Raw genomic sequence first — 17,716 nt, 5'->3', positions numbered from 1 at the left:
CCCGGCGGTCGAAGGTGCCGCACGCCGACACGCCGTGACCCCCTCCTGGGAGCTCGGCGGCGCCATCCCTGGCGCCAACGGTCGGCTTAGCCATCACCTTCCATCGGCTGTGCAGTCATCGCGACAATAGTAGATATCGGCGGGCCGGTTGCCGGCCCCCAGGCAAGTTAGCAGAGGGATCCAGGATGGGACAGTTCGACGCCTTGTTTCAACCCATGAATATCAACAAGCTCACTATCCGTAACCGGGTGGTGAGCACGGCGCATGCCGAGGTTTACGCCACCGACGGCGGCATGACCACAGAACGTTACGTCAAGTATTACGAAGAAAAGGCCAAGGGCGGCCTTGGCCTGGCCATCTGCGGTGGTTCCAGCGTGGTCTCCATCGACAGCCCCCAGGCCTGGTGGAGCTCCGTCAACCTGAGCACCGACCGCATCATTCCCCATTTCCAGAACCTGGCCGATGCCATGCACAAGCACGGCGCCAAGATCATGATTCAGATCACCCACATGGGACGTCGCTCCCGCTGGGACGGCCATAACTGGAGCACCCTGGTCAGCCCGAGCGGCATCCGCGAGCCGGTGCACCGCGCCACCTGCAAGGTGATCGAGCCGGAAGAAATCCAGCGCATCATCGGCGATTACGCCCAGGCCGCCCGTCGCGCCAAGGAAGGCGGGCTGGACGGGGTCGAGCTGTCGGCCGTGCACCAGCATCTGATCGACCAGTTCTGGAGCCCGCGGGTCAACAAGCGTACCGACGAATGGGGCGGCAGCTTCGAAAATCGCATGCGCTTCGGCCTGGAAGTGCTTAAGGCGGTGCGTGCCGAGGTTGGCCCCGATTTTGTGGTGGGTATGCGTATCTGTGGTGACGAGTTCCACCCGGACGGCCTCACCCATGACGACATGAAACAGATCGCCAAGTATTACGACGACACCGGCATGGTGGACTTCTTCGGCGTGATCGGTTCCGGCTGTGACACCCACAACACCCTGGCCAACGTGATCCCCAACATGAGCTATCCGCCCGAGCCTTTCCTGCATCTGGCGGCGGGTATCAAGGAAGTGGTGACTGTGCCGGTGATCCATGCCCAGAACATCAAGGATCCCAACCAGGCCCAGCGTATCCTCGAAGGCGGCTATGTCGACTTTGTGGGCATGACCCGGGCGCATATTGCCGATCCGCACCTGATCACCAAGATCAAGCTGAACCAGGTGGACCAGATCCGCCAGTGTGTGGGCGCCAACTACTGCATCGACCGTCAGTATCAGGGGCTGGACGTGCTCTGCATCCAGAACGCGGCCACCTCGCGCGAGTCGACCATGCCTCATATTATCGAGCCCACCAGCGGTCCCAAGCGTAAGGTGGTGGTGGTCGGTGGCGGCCCCGCCGGCATGGAAGCGGCCCGGGTCAGTGCCGAGCGCGGCCACGAGGTGGTGATGTTCGAGAAGGCCCCGGAGCTGGGCGGACAGGTAACCCTGGCGGCGAAAGCGCCCCAGCGTGACCAGATAGCCGGTATCACCCGCTGGTATGCCCTGGAGCTGGCGCGCCTGAAGATAGATCTGCGCCTAAACACCGCGGCCGACACCGCCGCCATCCTGGCGGAAAAACCGGATGTGATCATCCTGGCCGTGGGCGGCACTCCCTTCGTGCAGCAGAATCCACACTGGGGCGCCGACGACGGCATGGTGGTCAGCAGCTGGGATATCCTGTCGGGCAAGGTTGAGCCGGGCAAGAATGTGCTGGTGTACGACACCATCTGCGAATTCAGCGGCATGTCGGTGGCCGACTACCTGGCGTCCAAGGGCAGCCTGGTGGAGATGGTCACCGACGACATCAAGCCGGGTGCGGCCATCGGCGGTACCACCTTCCCGACCTACTATCGTAGCCTCTATGAGCGTGAAGTCATCATGACTTCCGACATGGCGCTGCATCAGGTCTACCGGGAAGGTGACAAGATGATCGCGGTACTCGAAAACGAGTATACCGGCCAGAAGGAAGAGCGGGTGGTGGATCAGGTGGTGGTGGAAAACGGTATTCGCCCCGACGAGAAGCTCTACTACGAGCTGAAGGCCGATTCCGTCAACAAGGGCCAGATCGATATCGAAGCCCTGTATGCGGCCAAGCCTCAGCCGAGCCTGTCTCTCGGTGACCAGGGGTACATCCTGTACCGTATCGGTGATTGTGTATCCCAGCGCAACACCCATGCCGCCATCTATGACGCCCTGCGCCTGTGCAAGGACTTCTGATCTGAGGGCGCCGGAGCCTGCTCCGGCGCCATGAGGTAAGCCCCTATGTTTGAGCCTGTGATCCCCTATCTGTTATTGCTCGCCTTTGCCCTGGCCGTTGCCGGTGGGGTGCGGCGGGTACGCCTGTGGCGCCAGGGACAGTCAAGCCCGGTCTCGTTCTGGCAGGGTCTGGCCGCCATGCCGAGGCGTTATCTGGTTGATCTGCACCATGTGGTCGCCCGTGACAAGTACATGTCCAACACCCATGTGGCCACCGGTGGCGGCTTTGTGTTGGCGCTGGTGCTGGTGGTGCTGGTGCATGGTTTCGGCCTGAAATCCGCCTGGCTGACCTGGCCGCTGCTGGCGGCCTCCCTGCTGATGACGGCGGGCGCCTTCTTTGTATGGAAGCGTCGCACCAAACCGGCCAGTGAGCTGCCCAACTCCCGCCTGTCCAGAGGCCCCTGGCAGCGCCTGCCCAAGAGCCTGATGGCGTTTTCCATCGGCTTTTTCCTGGCCACCCTGCCGGCTGCGGGCATATTGCCCGAAGGCACCGGCAGCGCCCTGCTGGCCCTGTTGCTGCTCGGCGTCTGTGTCTGGGGTCTGGGCGAGATGCTGTTCGGCATGACCTGGGGCGGCCCCATGAAGCACGCCTTTGCCGGCGCCCTGCACCTGGCCTTTCACCGTCGTCCGGCCCGCTTCGGCGGTGGTCGTGACACCGGCCTGAAGGCGCTGGATCTGAATGCCGACAAGCTGGGCGTGGAGAAGGTCACCGATTTTAAATGGAACCAGCTGCTGGGCTTTGACGCCTGCGTGCAGTGTGGCCGTTGTGAAAGCAAGTGCCCGGCCTTTGCCGCCGGCCAGCCGCTCAACCCGAAGAAGCTGATCCAGGACATGGTTATCTCCATGGCCGCCCAGGAAGAAGTGATTTATCGTGGCAGCGCCCATCCGGGCCAGGAGCAGGCCGCCCGCACCGGCTGCCCCGACAAGCCGCTGGTGGAAAGCATCCTCGACAGCCAGACCCTGTGGTCCTGCACCACCTGTCGGGCCTGCGTGGAAGAGTGCCCCATGATGATCGAGCACGTGGACGCGGTGGTGGACATGCGCCGTTACCTGACCCTGGAGCGGGGCGAAACCCCGGGCAAGGGCCAGGAGGTGCTGGAAAACCTGATCGCCACCGACAACCCGGGCGGCCTGTCGCCGGCCAGCCGCAGCCACTGGGCGGCGGATCTGGCGATCCCCCTGCTCAAGCAGACCCAGGAGACCGATATCCTGTTCTGGGTCGGCGACGGCGCCTTCGACATGCGCAACCAGCGCACCCTGCGTGCCCTGGTCAAGCTGCTCAAGGCCGCCAATGTGAACTTTGCCTTCCTCGGCGACGAGGAGCTGGACTCGGGTGATCTGGCCCGCCGTCTGGGCGACGAAGCCACCTTCCAGCGTCTGGCGAAGACCAATATCAAGACCTTAAGCAAGTACCGGTTCAACCGTATCGTCACCGCCGATCCCCATGCCCTGCAGTGCCTGGGCACCGAATATGCGGAGCTGGGCGGGGATTACCGGGTGCTGCACCACAGCGAGCTGCTGGCGGAGCTGCACCAGCAGGGGCTGTTGGCATTCAATGGCAACGGCAACGCGCGCCTGACCTACCATGATCCCTGCTACCTGGGGCGGTACAACGGTGTGTATGACGCGCCCCGTTACCTGCTCGACCAGCTCGGTTTCGAGCGCACCGAGATGGAACGCAGCGGCTTCCGCTCCCGTTGTTGCGGCGGCGGCGGTGGTGCGCCGGTCACCGATATTCCGGGCGAACGCCGCATTGCCGACATGCGCATGGACGACGCCAGGGCGGTGAACGCCGAGGTGATGGCGGTGGCCTGCCCCCAGTGTACCCATATGATGGAAGGGGTGGTGGAGCCGCGGCCCGAGGTGAAGGATATTGCCGAACTGTTGCTCGATGCCCTGGTGGTACGGGAGCAACAGCCAGAAAAGGAGGTTGCCCATGTCTGATCTGACTCGTCGTGATCCACGCCTGGAGTGGATACTGCGCAACCGGCTGCATCCCCGGCATGCTGAGCTGAATGGCCAGGAGACCCGTGGTCCGACCGGGCTGCTGCGCAAGAACCCCAGACCCCAGTGGCAGTATGGTCCCAGCGGCCTGCGCCGGCTGGATCGCCTCAACATGGGCGGGGCCGCCGGGGTGACCCAGCTGTCTTCGAAGAAACGCAGCGAGCAGGTGGTGTTGCCACTGCACCAGGTGCTGGAGCCCCAGGCGTATATCGCGGTCTGGCTGCAAACCAGCGGCGGCCGCCTGACCAGCCACTGCAAGGATGTGCTGGGCCAGGCCCAGCAGCTGGCGGTGGCCCGCACGGAGCCGACCGCCGTGCTGGGTGTGCTCTGTGGCGAGTTGAAGGAAAGCCTGGAAGGCGCCGGTGTCGATCGGCTGCTGCAGGTGCAGGGGCCGGACTATGAAGGCTATCAGCCCGAGGCCTGGGGTCAGCTGTGCGGCCAGGTGGATGCCCAGCTGAGTCCGCTGTACTGGCTGCTGCCCGACAGCGGCGAGTCCGCCGAGCTGGGCCGCCGCCTGGGTGTGACCCTGGGCGAGCGCCCGGCCACCGGTGTATGGAGAATGGAAGCCGACCAGCTGATCGCCAGAAACGGTGCCGGCAACCAGGATATCAGCCGGCCCTGGTCTCGCATCATGCTGTTGCTGGAAGAATGCGCGCTGCCCTGCGGCGAGTATCGTTACGAAGCCAGCCCGCTGGAGCTGACGCTGACCGCGCCGGCCCGTTCCCGGATTGCCGATCTGGGGCAGATTGCGGTGGATCCCGCCGAAATCCCCCTGGCCGAGGCCGAGTTTATTCTGTCGGCCGGTAACGGGGTACACGACTGGGATCAGTTCCACCAGGCTGCGGCCCTGCTCGGGGCCTCGGAAGGGGCCAGCCGGGTGGCGGTGGACGACGGCTTTATGCCGCGCAGCCGCCAGGTGGGGGCAACCGGTACCTGGGTCAGTGCCCGCGTCTATATTGCGGTGGGGATTTCCGGCGCCGTGCAGCATCTGCAGGGTATTGGCAAGTGTGAAAAGGTGGTCGCCATCAACCAGGATGCCGACTGTGACATGGTCAAACGGGCCAGCCTGACCACCATCGGCGACAGCCGCGACATCCTGGCCGCGCTGATGGCGCTGGCCGAGGCCAAATCCACCCAGGAGGTGAGTGATGCAGCCTGATACCCTGAACATTGCCGTGCTGGTCTCCCAGGGGCAGCATCCGGTATCCGGGCGCGCCCGCCGCGCCCATCAGGATGCCTGCGCCCTGGAGCTGGCCTTATCTTTGAGTGGCAAGGTCAGCGCCATTCATGCCGGTGATCCCGAGCAGGCCGCCCTGCGCGATTACCTGGGCATGGGCATCGACGGCCTGACCGTGCTCAACCAGAGTGCGGACGATGATGCCCTGACGGTGCTCTACCCCTACCTGACCGAGCAGCAGCCGGATATTTTGCTGACCGGGGTTCGTGCCGAGTGTGGCGAAGGCTCCGGCCTGTTGCCTTACCTGCTGGCCGAACGCATGGGCTGGCCGCTGGTCACCGGTATCGCCGCCATCGAGAGTATCGAGCACGACGAGGCCTCGCTGCTGCAGGCCCTGCCCAGAGGCCAGCGCCGGCGCATCAAGGTCAAACTGCCGTTCGTCGCCAGTGTCGAGAGTGCCGCCGCCGAACCCCGGCAGATCGCCTTTGCCAGGGCCAGGCGCGGCAACATAGCGCGGCTGACCCAGGCCACCGAGGTCGATCAGGCACGCACCGAATGGACCCTGTCGGCGGCCAAACCCAGGCCCAAGCGACTCAAGGTGGCCACCGCCAAGACCGCCGCCGACCGCTTCAAGCAGGCCACCGCCAAGGCCCAGGGCGGCAAGGGCCAAATCATCCGCGATGATCCCCAGGCCGCCGCCAAGGCGATCTTTGAGCTGCTGGTCGAAGAAGGGGTATTGCGCAAGTAAAGGTTCGCCTTGGGGAAGGCAATGAACAACGCCGGCGAATGCCGGCGTTTTTATGGGTAATGATTGATGGTTCACCTTATTTTGTTATTGAGGCCTGTCCGGAAGCATTGAACTATTCCATTGCCATGGGTTACCTCAGTGCCTGCCGAAGTCCACCACCGTGTACCACTTGGTGCCGTTGGGATAGAGCAGCCCTACGCCGGCGTGGGTGTACTGACAGTCAAGCATGATGGCTTTGTGCGTCGGGCTGTTCATCCACCAGTTAACGGTTTCCGCCTCGCTGGACGGAGACTCGCTCCAATAAAGGATCTCGCCATGACCGGAGAGGGGGGTAAAACCGGCGGCGATGATCCGTTGCTCCGGCCTGCTGCCGTCAGACCCCGTGTGGCCATCCGTGCCAGCCTGGAGGTGGGCGCCATTGTCGCGCATATCCACGGCATGGCGGTCTGCGGCAACACGCAGGGTATTTGACCCCGTGACCGCGGCGCAACCCGCTGCGGCCCGCCGTTGATTGATTAGATCGAGTATGTTTGTTCCCGGAACGCTGCTGGTGCCGCCGGCACAGGACACCACAGAGGCGAGAATGCCCGCGGTTACCGCTATTTTGGCTAGGGGATGGCGCATTTCTGGTTTCTCCTTTGAGGTCTCACGCCCGGGTCGAGGCGTGTGTGGCGCGGCGCGGCCGGCGCCACACAGGTTCCTATCGCTTTGTTCGTTGCCGTTGCCCATGCCGTCTACCGGCCAGCTTCGACGTGCCTGGCAAAATTGCTCAGGATGGCCTGCCATCCCTGGCGCTGTTGCTCCACAGAATGCGTTGGCTCATCGTCAAATGTTTCGCGTACCGTTACACCATTGCCCCCGGCGGCAAACTCCACCAGCACGACACGACCGTCACCGAGGGAATATTCAATCAACTCATGTTCCACTATCCTCGTATAGGTTCCGGCGAAGTCGAAGCCGATGCTGCCGTCTTTGGCTTCCATGCGGGATGAAAAGGTACCTCCAATGCGTAAATCCACCGTGGCGCTCGTGGTGTGCCAATCATCGGAGGCGGCATTCCACCGCTTGATATCGGCTGGCGTAGTCCAGGCGCGCCAGACATCTTCAACGGGGGCCGCGACAGTGGCTTCTACGGTGATCTTCATGGAGTGGCTCCTTTGTGGGTGGCGACTAACGCCTCAAACACCGGCGCAGCTTTGGCTTGTGGCATGTCGATAATTGCGAAGGTAGTTTATTACGCTACCCGCCGTTAACTTGAACATAGGATAAATATCCATTCCTATACTTTTTAGCCCTTTCGCTGTCCATTGATTGCACGCATTCATTAAGTAGTAGTCACCGGTAGCCTGGTAAAACTGACTGTTACCGTAGATCCCCTTTTCCAACGGCAAGACCTTCCCATATTCATTTTTTTCAAGACTCCCCGCTATAAATTCGATGAGGGAGGAGAGTTCATTATCGGTCAGGCATAACGTCTCAATGTCGCTACTGGAAAAATAGGCATCAACATCATGCGGGACTGCCACCGCGTGTACAACAGATGGGGTTGGCCAAAAAGCTGCTCGTAATGTTAATCCGGATGTGATTTCCTGTGCCTGGTAAAAGGCTTTCTCTCCCCAACCAAATTCAATATAGGGTGTACCACCAAATCTTTCCCTTAGGGCAGGTAGTCGCATTTGTATTTCCCTGGCGGGAACAACAAACCCCGTGTGCCAACCATGACTGACAATGTACAGGGCGTTATCGCCTTCTCCGGTGAAAGCGGGAGTGTGGCTAACAACATCTGGTTTTGCTGAGCATGCGGAGATCAGCGCGACGGTAATCAATGGTAAAACAGGTTTCATAGCAATAAGCGGAAGGCTATGCCTCAAGGAATTCAATCGTTGCTCCGATGAGTAGATCGCAGGCCATATGCAGGACGGCAGACTCGGCGTAAAGCCATCCATGGGAGCTAAGTTGTGCTATCCGACCGCCAGAGGTGGCGGAAATGTCGAAAATGCGGGAGTACTTTTCGACCCTGGCGCAGAAGATCCGCTTACCAGCATCTTGTCTCCGCCCTGGATACATCAGTACCAGGAGCGGTTATTTAAATAACTGTTCCTAATTGTGCTACAGAAATCAGGCTCGAACGCAGACTCGCCGTAAACCCATCCTTGGGGGCTCCGCCGCACCATCCCTGGCGCGGAGGGGCTGCTTATCGAATCCTGACTTCTGTCTCGAAATGTAGCGGTATTTGTATCAGTTATTTAAGGTGCCGGGTGGTTCGGACTCAGAACAAGCCGCACGCTACCGCCTTGGCGTTGCAGGTTGTACCCCAGGTGCCGCTTATCTGCCCTGATCGCTGTGTCATCAATATGGTTGCCGTAAGAGAAATTGTGGGCGATGGCAAGAAAAATTCAAATGGATCTTGCCGCAACCTGGGAGTGGTAAGCCTCATGATGAAATTCCAAATGAGGCAATGGATCATGGATGCCTGGGGGTGTCATGCAACCGATGACAAGACAAAGGTCAGGATCTGGCCAGCAGAGCTTCCGTGCGGAGCCGGCCCTCGCCGCATCGATGAAGCACGGCTAGTTAAGCCCCGCAGGGGCGTTTAGCTAAGGGGGCCCTGCTGCGCCGCTTGCCCGGCCACGACTGGCAGGCGAGGGCGGCGACCACCACCAGGCCGCCCATCCAGGCCTGGTGGCTGGGTTGCTCGGCCAGCACCAGCCAGACCCACAAGGGGCCGAGGATCATTTCCAGCAGCATGATCAGGCCCACTTCCGGGGCCGACAGGTAACGGGGCCCCTGGGTGATCAGGGCATAGGCCAGGGGCACCACCAGCAGGCCGAGTATGGCCATCCATAGCACATCTTGCGCGGGCATCACCAGAGTCGGGGCCTGCAACAGGGCAAACAGACTCACCAGCAGCCCGGCCGGCACCAGCGCCGGGGTCATGTTGGCGGGGCTGGCGGCCCGTTCCACCACAAACTTGGCGGCCATGCTGGCGGCACACAGCAGGGCGATGAGATCACCCAGCAGGTGGCTGCCGTCCCGGCTGCCGGAAAAAACCAGCGTCAAGCCGCCCAGGCAGAGCAGGATCGCCAGCCAGGTACGCCTGGATACCGCCTCTTTCAGGACAAAGCGGCTGAGCAGGGCGCCGATCAGCGGTGCGGCACTGAGGATGATCAGGGTATTGGCCACGCTGGTCAGCCGTATCGAGATCACAAAGGTCACGGTACAGACGGCATAGAATAATGCCGAGCCCAGTCCGAGCGAGAGCAGCTTGCGGGTAGGGCGGTAGCTGCGGGCCTGACACAGACAGACACTGCCGATACACAGGCTCAGTAACAGCCCCCGCCAGAACAGCAGTATCCAGGGATCGGCGCTGATCAGCCTGATCAGCAGGGCATCCAGGCTCAGGATCGTGACTCCGGCTGTGGTCAGCAGCCCTCCCTTTAAATGGTTATCCATCTGTGCTCTCCCGTTTATCTTATTACTGAGCCTGCATGGTATGCCTGCCTTGTCATCAGCATGGCTCTGCCGGCGGCCTGATGTTGTCGTAAAACGACCCATCGGGCAGGCGCTTATCGATGTTGTCGCAAATACACATCAGCCGGACGCAGCCAATCACTCCCACGGTCGCTTCACTCTTTAGTATGGTCCGAAATAAGGCAGGGCTAGCCCGGTGCCTGTTTATTACCATCGGGCCCAGTCCCGATATATCAAGGCCAACATGGATTCAACCACAGGAGGTGACCCATGACCCACCCCGACACCTATATTCTCAATGCGACCAGCCCGAGCAGACTCGGTACCGTCGATGTGGTGACCCGTTACCTGCGGGAGCAGGGCTGTTATGTGGCCGATATGCAGACCTTCGACGACGCCCGTGCCGGGCAGTTTTTTATTCGCGCCGAATTTCGCCGGCCCCAGGAACAGGCATTTGATGAAGAGGCGTTCCGTTCGGGCTTTGCCGGCCGCGCCGCCGACTTCGACATGGAATGGCGTCTGACCGACCGCAGCCGCAAGCCCAACGTGGTGATCCTGGTCTCCAAATTCGACCACTGCCTCAATGACCTGCTCTACCGTTACCGTACCGGCCAGCTGGCCATCGAGATCCCGGCGATCATCTCCAACCACCCGGATCTGCAGCGGCTGGCGGACTGGCACCATATCCCCTTCTATCATCTGCCGGTAACGCCCGAGACCAAGGCCGAGCAGGAGGCGCAGATGTGGGACATCATCCGCGAGAGCGAAGCCGAGCTGGTGGTGCTTGCCCGCTATATGCAGGTGCTCAGCCCCGAGCTGTGCACCAGGCTGGAAGGCTGGGCGATCAATATCCACCATTCGCTGCTGCCAGGTTTCAAGGGCGCCATGCCCTACCATCAGGCCTATCAAAAAGGGGTCAAACTGGTGGGAGCCACCGCCCATTACATCAACGACGATCTGGACGAAGGCCCCATCATCACCCAGGGCATACAGCCGGTTGATCACAGCCATTATCCCGAAGATCTGGTGGCCAAGGGGCGGGATGTGGAATGCATCACCCTGGCCCGGGCCATCCAATATCATATCGAGCAGCGGGTGTTTATGTACCAGGGCAAGACGGTGGTGCTGGGCAGCTGATACCCCTTCGGCAGCCTGCTGACCTATAATGCCCCCGAGCAGCCCTGTTCGGGGGCTTTTTGTTATGGGGAGACAAGCATGGATTTTATCAGGATCATTATCGCCATCCTGCTGCCGCCGCTGGGGGTCTTTCTGCAGGTCGGGATCGGCAAGCATTTCTGGATCAATATTATTCTTACCCTGCTGGGTTACATTCCCGGCATAGTGCATGCGGTGTGGGTGATTGCCAAAAAGTGACAGCCCGGCTCACAGGAAGGGAGGAACAACCATGGTGACAGGGGCCGGAGGGGAAACGGCTCATCATTCGGCCAAAACCCGGGCGCGGCTGGATCGGCTCGCCTGGCTGCTGGACAGCGCAATCAGGCTGCCCGGCGGCTTCAGAATTGGTCTGGACGGCATCATCGGTCTGGTGCCCGGCGTCGGCGACCTGGTTGCCGCCGGCCTGTCGTCCTATATCATCGCGGAAGCGGCGCGTATGAAGCTGCCCGGCACCCTGCTTGCCCGCATGGGGCTGAATGTATTGCTGGAGTTGCTGGTCGGTTCAATCCCTGTCATCGGCGATATCTTCGACTTCGCCTTCAAGGCCAACAAGCGCAATGTGCGGCTGATCGAGGCGTATCTTGAGAAAGCGAGCCTCGGTAGGTAATTTGCTCCCGTCGCGAAATAAAAACGGGCCTGCTCAGGCCCGTTTCTGTTTATAGCAAGTTTTTAATGAACAGCCCCGCTAGAGGGGCTGTTTAATGGTGGCATTACTTGACCAGCAGCGGCTGTTCCGCGGTGGCCGGGGAGGTCTGCTGCTCTTCCTGCTGCCAGCGGGTGATCTCGTCGGCACTGGCCCTGGGTGAGAACCAGCCCATGTGGGCGTAAAACATGCCGATCAGCGGCGACAGCCAGCAGGCGAAGGCCAGCGGGATATACAGCAGGTTGATGGTCTGGCCTTCGGCGATGCCGAGCCCCAGGGCGGTGATCACCACGGCGCCGCCGGCGTTCCAGGGGATCAGCGGCGAGACCAGGGTGCCGCCTTCCTCTGTTGCCCGGGACAGGTTGAGCGCCGAATAGCCTTTTTTGCGATAGGCGGGGGCGAACATCCGGCCGGGTAGGGCGATGGACAGGTAGGGGTCGCCGCCGATCACATTGGTCATGGCCGAGGTGGCGATGGCGGACGACTGCATGGCGGCGAAGCCGTTGGAACGAGACAATATCTTGTCGACCAGTACCTCCAGGCACTTGGTGTGCTCCAGGATACCGCCGAACGCCAGGGCGATCAGCATCAGGGTAATCACCCAGGTCATGGACTGGATACCGCCCCGGTTCAGCAGGGAGTCGATTTCACGGATGCCGGTATCGATCTTGTAGCCGCCAAACATGTACTGGAATACTTCCTGCAAACTGACGCCCTGGGCCCAGATGGCAACAATGCCACCCAGCATGGCGCCGACGAACAGGGTCGGCAGGGCCGGCATCTTCTTCACCGCCAGGGTGATGGTCACCGCCAGCGGCAGCAGCAGCATCCACGACAAATAGAAGCTTTCTTCCAGGCCGCCGATGATCAGCCGTACCTTGCTGAAGTCGACCTGCTCGGCGTTGATCAGGTTGAAGCCGACGATCAGGTAGATGACCAGGGCAATCAGCATGGCCGGGATGGTGGTCGGCAGCATGTTGCGGATATGGTCGAACAGGTTCACCCCGGTCACCGCCGGTGCCAGGTTGGTGGTGTCCGACAGGGGGGACATCTTGTCGCCGAAAAAGGCACCCGAGACCACGGCGCCGGCGGTCCAGTACATGGGGATGTCAAAGCCGGTGCCTATGCCCATCAAGGCCAGGCCGACGGTACCCGTGGTACCCCAGGAGGTGCCGAGCGACAGGGAGACCACAGCACAGATCAGCACGCTGGCGGCCAGGAACAACTCCGGCGACAGCAGGCTGAGGCCGAGCTTGATCAGGTAAGGGACGGTGCCGCTGGCAATCCAGATCCCGATGATCATGCCGACGATGATCAGGATGCCGACGGACTGCAGGCCCAGCCGCACCACCTTGACAATGCCTTCTTCCATATCATGCCAACGATAGCCCCTGAACCAGCCGATCAGGGCGGTGATGGCGATACCTATGGCCAGCGGGATATGGGGGGTGAAGTCATTGAAGTAGAAAAGCTGTATGCCCAGCACCAGGAAGGTGAGGGCGATGGGCAGCAGGGCCAGGAAAAAACTCGGCTTCTGCGGAATGGGTTTGGTCGTCATGGTTCCCTCCATACACTTGATAAAGCAAGCGATGCCTGTTCAGGCCGACAGGATCGGCCCGTCTCGACAGCGGTGAGTGTCTTGCGTGTTGGTATCACCCATAAGGGGTGGTACTGAACGCAGGCTATCATCCTGTTGTAATGGAGGTGTTTACGAGATGTGCTGATTTGTAATAACTTGTCACAAGTGCCCTTTACGATTTCAACAAATTGATTTAATTGATTTATTTTATTGTTGAGTCGCTGGCGGTGGGGGCGGGCTGCCGGCATCACGGCGGAATATCATGCCGGCCGTCCCGCCATGGATAGCCGTCAGTGGCGGCGGTCGAGTTCCATCAGCAGGGCGTCAACCCGCGCCAGGGTGTCGGCCATGCCGCGGTTCAATTCGTCGACCAGGGGGGCGGGGATCTGTGCCTGCCGACGGGCGCGGGTTTCCAGCTGCTGCACCAGCTGGCTGAACTCGGCAAAGCCCAGCATGGCACTGGCTCCGGCCAGTTTGTGGGCGAGCTGCTCGGCTTCGTACAGATCGCCGGCGGCAATCTCTTCAGCCAGGGTACGGCATTCGGCCGGGAGCTGCCGACGGAAGCGGGTCAGCAGGGTCTTCACCTTGTGTCTGCCGAGGATGGCGAGGCTTTCCGCCAGCAGCGGATTGGCCGCGAGCAGGCCCAGCGGTGGCCGGTTAGCGGGTGTTGCGGGCTGGCCGGCGGCATCCGTCCGGCAGGCATTCACCAGTGCCTGGCGCAGCTTCTGCTGATGGACGGGTTTTGCCACCACCCCCTGCAGGCCGGCATCCAGGTAGCGCTTGATGTCCCTGGGCATGACACTGGCGGTGACGGCGATGATAGGGGTATGTTCATTCAGCCGGCCGGGATGGGCGCGGATGCGCCGGCTGATGGTGACGCCATCCATATTGGGCAGGTGCATGTCCATCAGGATAACGTCGAAAGACTGCTGCGCCGTGATGGCGAGCGCCGACTCGCCGTTTTCAGCCAGGCATACCAGATGGCCATCATGTTCCAGCAGTCCGGTGATCACCTGCTGGTTGATGGGCATATCTTCCACCAGCAGCAGGCTCAGGCTGTCCATGGCCTGGGCTTGGGCGGGGGGCGCTTGCTCGGTGCCGCTATCCAGAGGCTCGAGGGGCAGCTCGAACCAGAACTCGCTGCCCTGGCCCGGGGTACTCCGCACCCCTATGGTGCCACCCATGGCCTGGACCAGGGTCTGGCAGATGGCCAGTCCGAGTCCGGTCCCCCCGTATTGGCGGGTAATGGACTCATCAGCCTGGGTAAAGCGGTTGAAGATCCGCTGCTGCTGTGCTGCGGGGATGCCGATCCCCGTGTCCCGCACGGCAAAACGCAGCCGGTTGGGGGCCAGCGGGGCTATCTCAAGCCTGACGCTGCCCTGTTCGGTGAATTTGATGGCATTGGCGAGCAGGTTGGTGAGTATCTGGCGCAGGCGATTGGCATGGCCCCGGTAATAGGTCTTGAGGACAGGGGCCAGCTCAATGCCAAGGTCGAGCTGTTTCTTCAGGGCATAAGCCTGCATCAGCTCCATGCAATTCTGCACCAGGCCGGTCAGTGAGAAGTCGGCCCCTTCATCACTCAGGTAGCCCTGTTCCAGCTTGGCGTAATCCAGCACGTCGTTTAACAGCATCAGCAAATGCTCTGAGGATTGTCTGAGGGTGTGCAGGTATCCCCGTTCCGTTGCTTCCAGCCGGGCGTGCTGTAACAGCTGGATGGTGCCCAGGATGCCGTTCATGGGCGTTCTTATTTCATGGGTCATGGTTTCCAGAAACTGGGATTTCGCCTGATTGGCGGATTCCGCCGCCTCCTTGGCACGCAGCAGGCTTTGGGTTCTTTTTTCCACCATGGCCTGCAGCTCTTGCTTATGTTTGGTCAGTTGGGTGTGTTCCTGCTCTCTTTTTTCCAGATCTTGGCGGATGGCCAGACGCATCTTGTTGAGGGCGCTGACCACTGTGCTCAGTTCGTCCTGGGCTCGGTGGGGCGGGCGGTCAAGTGCCAAGGGGGTATCCAGGTATCCCTGCCCCAGCCGTTCCACATAATGCGCCATGGCCTCAAGGTGCCGGGTGACCCGGCGCTGAAACAGGAACATGATGCTGAAGGCGATGGCCAGTATGGTCAGGGTGTAGCTGAACAGGGTGATCATGGCCCCCTGCAGCAGCTGCCGGTGAATGCTGCCGACATCAACCTGCAGCTCCAGCCGTCCTATCTGCCGTTCGCCCAGGGTCGGGCTCCGGTAATCCAAATCAAAATGATAGGTGCTGGCCGAGGGTAATGGCTCCCGAAGGCGGCTGAGCAGCAGCGGCTGCTCAAAGGCGTCGGATTCTAGCCGCAGGAACGCCATATGCGGCATGTCCAGGATGCTTTTTAACTGCAGGAGGGTCTGCTCGGTATTCAGATCCCAGATACTTCTGGCAAGGCTGTCGAGGTAACTGCTTTTTATCAGCCGCAAACGATCCTCTATGGCTGCCTGCTCTTTTTGGTAATCAATGTAAAGTTGCAGGCTGGTCGAGATCACGGAAAAGAACAGGCTGCATGCGAACACCATGATAAACATCCGGAAGCTTAACGGATGGGCCTTGCGATAATCCGCTATCAACCGCAGCAGCTTTTTCATCTGGCCGAGGCATCCCCGTCCGGTGTCTGGGCAAGATACTGCTGGCTGTAATGGTCGGTGAGATACTGAATGTAGTTCTCCATGGTCAGCTCATTGATGCGTGCAGACAGATAGGGCAGGTGTTTCACCAGGGGCGAGTCTTTCTGAATGGCCAGGTAGTAATGCTCTATGGTGATGATGTCCGGCAATGGTTTCAGCTTGTCTCGGTAGGCCAGTTGCTGCAGTTGCAGCGAGGCGGTCAGTTGTCCGATGGGCATATAATCGATGCGGCCCATGGCCAGCTTCTTCAGGTTCTGGCTGCCTTCCGAGACTCGTTCCACGAAGGCATGCTGTTTGACGAAGTCGTCAAACTCGTCGCCAAAGCTGTCGCCGAACAGCAGGCCTATGGTCTTGCCTTTCAGTTGGGCAAGGGTGGTTGCCGGTTCTTTGTTGTCCGCATGGGTGATCAGTATGATGGGGTCGGCGATGATGGGATATTGGGTGAAGCGGAAGTCCTGTTTGCGCTGCGCCGTCTGATAGGCCGAGACGATCACTTCAACCCGGCCCGCCCTGGCTTCCTGCAGGCAGCGTTCCCAGTTGCCAAAGACCGACAGTTCCAAGGTATAGCCCAGTTCGCCGAAGATTTTCTCTGCCAGATGGGGGGCGATGCCGGTCAGCTGCCGATCCTGGGCCCAGGAAATGGGGGGATATACCGGATGGCCACAGGCGAACAGGGTACGGGCTTCTGTCTGGGCTGCCAGCATCAGCAACAGCAGGTATTTCAAGGGAGATCGACAGCCTTGGGGGTAAAGACGTAACCGACACCATGCACCGTTAAAATTATCTTCGGATCGGCCGGGTTGTCTTGCAGCTTTTTGCGCAGCCGGCCGACCAGTACATCCACGGTCCTGTCGCTGGGTACCCATTCCCGGTTTTTTATTTGATCAAGCAGTTGGTCGCGGCTCAGTGTCCTGCCCGAATTGCTGATAAAGGCGCACAGCAGTTGAAACTCACCATCGGTCAAAGAGAGGGTTTCTCCGCCGTCGTTGATCAGTACCCGACGGTCGAGATCCAGGGTCCAGGCATCGAATTTTTTGATATTCGGGGAGGATTCGGTCTGCGGGTTGGCGGCGATGCTGCGCACCCTCCTGACCAGGTTCTTGGCCCTGGCCAGGATCTCCCTGGGGTTGAAGGGTTTGGTGATGAAGTCGTCCGCACCACATTCCAGCCCGATGATACGCTCTATGTCATCTTGTTTGCTGGTGACCAGGATAATGCCGATTTCAGATTTGCCCCTGATTTCCCGGGTCAGGGTCAGCCCGTCTTTTCCCGGCAGCCGGATATCCAGCAAGATCAGGTCGATATCCTTGGCCGCCAGTATGGCTTCGGCCTGTTCGGCGGAGTCGGCTTCACATACCCGGTAGTTTTCCGCCGTGAAGTAATCCACCAGGCATGCCCGGGTGATTTCTTCATCCTCGACGATCAATATCTTTATATCCGTTGTCATCTTGACAATACATCTCCTGAAATCACCAGGGCGGGTGCGCCGACCGAACCATGTTAAACCGGTGTATCTAGCATGCATGCCGTTTTACTGTCAATGGCTGCCCTTGTCCGGGGCGGGATGCCGTGGCCCTGTTCACCCCGCTGTTTCTGGCGTGCCTGGCTGGGTGACATGCCGAAATAATCCTTGAAGCAATGGCTGAAATGGGGCTGGGGAAGGCGATGTCTAGTGGGGTGAGGGCTCCGCTCGATTGTTGAAATGAAAGAGGCAAGACATCGCCGGCCAGTCGGCGCGGGTGCGCCAGCTGGCCTGCCTGAACGGGGGCATACTGCTGGCGCCGGCCTCGCCGCTGGGCTAACGGCGCTGAGCAGGACAGTGATGAACGTCTCTTTAACCATGTCATCCAAGGACGGGCCTGCTTTCAACACGATGCGGGAAGGACAGCGCCCCTGTTTCACCAAGCCCCTAGGCACTCTGGCGCGGTCAGGGAGTGGCGGTGTCCATCACCCTGGCAGATACGGATCGAGCAGGAAGC

General features: G+C 60.6%; 15 protein-coding genes. 7 read left to right on the top strand and 8 right to left on the bottom strand.

Features of this window, described 5'->3' with window-relative positions; all coding sequences use genetic code 11:
* The first annotated feature begins 185 nt into the window (after positions 1-185).
* Genes dgcA through etfB form a run of 4 tightly spaced genes read left to right on the top strand, consistent with a single transcriptional unit; the run spans position 186 to position 6,214 of the window.
* Entirely contained in the window at positions 186-2,246 is a 2,061-nt protein-coding gene (gene dgcA, locus ABD806_RS08460; RefSeq protein ID WP_344956858.1) for a dimethylglycine demethylation protein DgcA, read from the top strand.
* A 45-nt stretch (positions 2,247-2,291) separates the two neighbouring features.
* A complete protein-coding gene (locus tag ABD806_RS08455) occupies positions 2,292-4,229 on the top strand; it encodes a (Fe-S)-binding protein (protein ID WP_344956856.1) in 1,938 nt (645 codons plus the stop codon).
* Positions 4,222-5,448, top strand: coding sequence for an electron transfer flavoprotein subunit alpha (etfA, locus tag ABD806_RS08450; protein WP_344956854.1), 1,227 nt, complete (start codon positions 4,222-4,224; stop codon positions 5,446-5,448). The genes ABD806_RS08455 and etfA overlap by 8 nt, the downstream gene beginning before the upstream one ends.
* Positions 5,438-6,214 (top strand): electron transfer flavoprotein subunit beta, encoded by a 777-nt coding sequence (gene etfB, locus ABD806_RS08445; protein ID WP_344956853.1) that lies wholly within the window; start codon positions 5,438-5,440, stop codon positions 6,212-6,214. Before etfA ends, etfB begins: the two co-directional genes overlap by 11 nt.
* 135 nt (positions 6,215-6,349) lie before the next feature.
* Here etfB and ABD806_RS08440 read toward each other — a convergent pair whose 3' ends face one another.
* From ABD806_RS08440 to ABD806_RS08425, 4 genes are all read right to left on the bottom strand, one after another.
* Positions 6,350-6,838, bottom strand: a complete 489-nt coding sequence (locus tag ABD806_RS08440; RefSeq protein WP_344956852.1) for a CAP domain-containing protein — start codon at positions 6,836-6,838, stop codon at positions 6,350-6,352.
* A gap of 110 nt (positions 6,839-6,948) precedes the next feature.
* Positions 6,949-7,359 (bottom strand): SRPBCC family protein, encoded by a 411-nt coding sequence (locus tag ABD806_RS08435; RefSeq protein WP_344956850.1) that lies wholly within the window; start codon positions 7,357-7,359, stop codon positions 6,949-6,951.
* A 33-nt stretch (positions 7,360-7,392) separates the two neighbouring features.
* Positions 7,393-8,058, bottom strand: coding sequence for a TIGR02117 family protein (locus tag ABD806_RS08430; RefSeq protein ID WP_344956848.1), 666 nt, complete (start codon positions 8,056-8,058; stop codon positions 7,393-7,395).
* A gap of 730 nt (positions 8,059-8,788) precedes the next feature.
* Positions 8,789-9,667 (bottom strand): DMT family transporter, encoded by an 879-nt coding sequence (locus ABD806_RS08425; RefSeq protein ID WP_344956846.1) that lies wholly within the window; start codon positions 9,665-9,667, stop codon positions 8,789-8,791.
* Between the two features lie 288 nt (positions 9,668-9,955).
* Here ABD806_RS08425 and purU point away from each other — a divergent pair, with 288 nt between their 5' ends.
* The 3 genes from purU (at position 9,956) to ABD806_RS08410 (ending at position 11,468) form a co-directional block, all read left to right on the top strand.
* Positions 9,956-10,822, top strand: a complete 867-nt coding sequence (gene purU / locus ABD806_RS08420) for a formyltetrahydrofolate deformylase (RefSeq protein WP_344956844.1) — start codon at positions 9,956-9,958, stop codon at positions 10,820-10,822.
* Between the two features lie 78 nt (positions 10,823-10,900).
* The gene (locus ABD806_RS08415; RefSeq protein WP_344956841.1) at positions 10,901-11,059 is read left to right on the top strand and encodes a YqaE/Pmp3 family membrane protein; all 159 of its coding nucleotides are present in this window, start codon (positions 10,901-10,903) and stop codon (positions 11,057-11,059) included.
* 31 nt (positions 11,060-11,090) lie between these two features.
* Positions 11,091-11,468 carry a DUF4112 domain-containing protein gene (locus ABD806_RS08410; protein WP_344956839.1) on the top strand — a complete coding sequence of 126 codons (378 nt, stop codon included), beginning with the start codon at positions 11,091-11,093 and terminating at the stop codon, positions 11,466-11,468.
* Between the two features lie 103 nt (positions 11,469-11,571).
* Here the strand turns inward: ABD806_RS08410 and nhaC are convergent, their stop codons facing one another.
* From nhaC to ABD806_RS08390, 4 genes are all read right to left on the bottom strand, one after another.
* On the bottom strand, positions 11,572-13,062 hold the full coding sequence (gene nhaC, locus ABD806_RS08405) for a Na+/H+ antiporter NhaC (protein WP_344956837.1): 1,491 nt from the start codon (positions 13,060-13,062) through the stop codon (positions 11,572-11,574).
* A 311-nt stretch (positions 13,063-13,373) separates the two neighbouring features.
* A complete protein-coding gene (locus ABD806_RS08400) occupies positions 13,374-15,698 on the bottom strand; it encodes an ATP-binding protein (RefSeq protein WP_344956835.1) in 2,325 nt (774 codons plus the stop codon).
* Positions 15,695-16,462 carry a substrate-binding periplasmic protein gene (locus ABD806_RS08395; RefSeq protein WP_344956833.1) on the bottom strand — a complete coding sequence of 256 codons (768 nt, stop codon included), beginning with the start codon at positions 16,460-16,462 and terminating at the stop codon, positions 15,695-15,697. Before ABD806_RS08395 ends, ABD806_RS08400 begins: the two co-directional genes overlap by 4 nt.
* Positions 16,459-17,184 (bottom strand): response regulator, encoded by a 726-nt coding sequence (locus ABD806_RS08390; protein WP_344956831.1) that lies wholly within the window; start codon positions 17,182-17,184, stop codon positions 16,459-16,461. The genes ABD806_RS08395 and ABD806_RS08390 overlap by 4 nt, the downstream gene beginning before the upstream one ends.
* Between the last annotated feature and the right edge of the window lie 532 nt (positions 17,185-17,716).

The organism is Zobellella aerophila (assembly GCF_039539325.1).
In the GTDB taxonomy this organism is placed as follows: Bacteria; Pseudomonadota; Gammaproteobacteria; order Enterobacterales; family Aeromonadaceae; genus Oceanimonas; species Oceanimonas aerophila.
The sequence above is the reverse complement of the archived record's forward strand: the minus strand, read 5'-3'. Positions and strand labels throughout refer to the sequence as shown.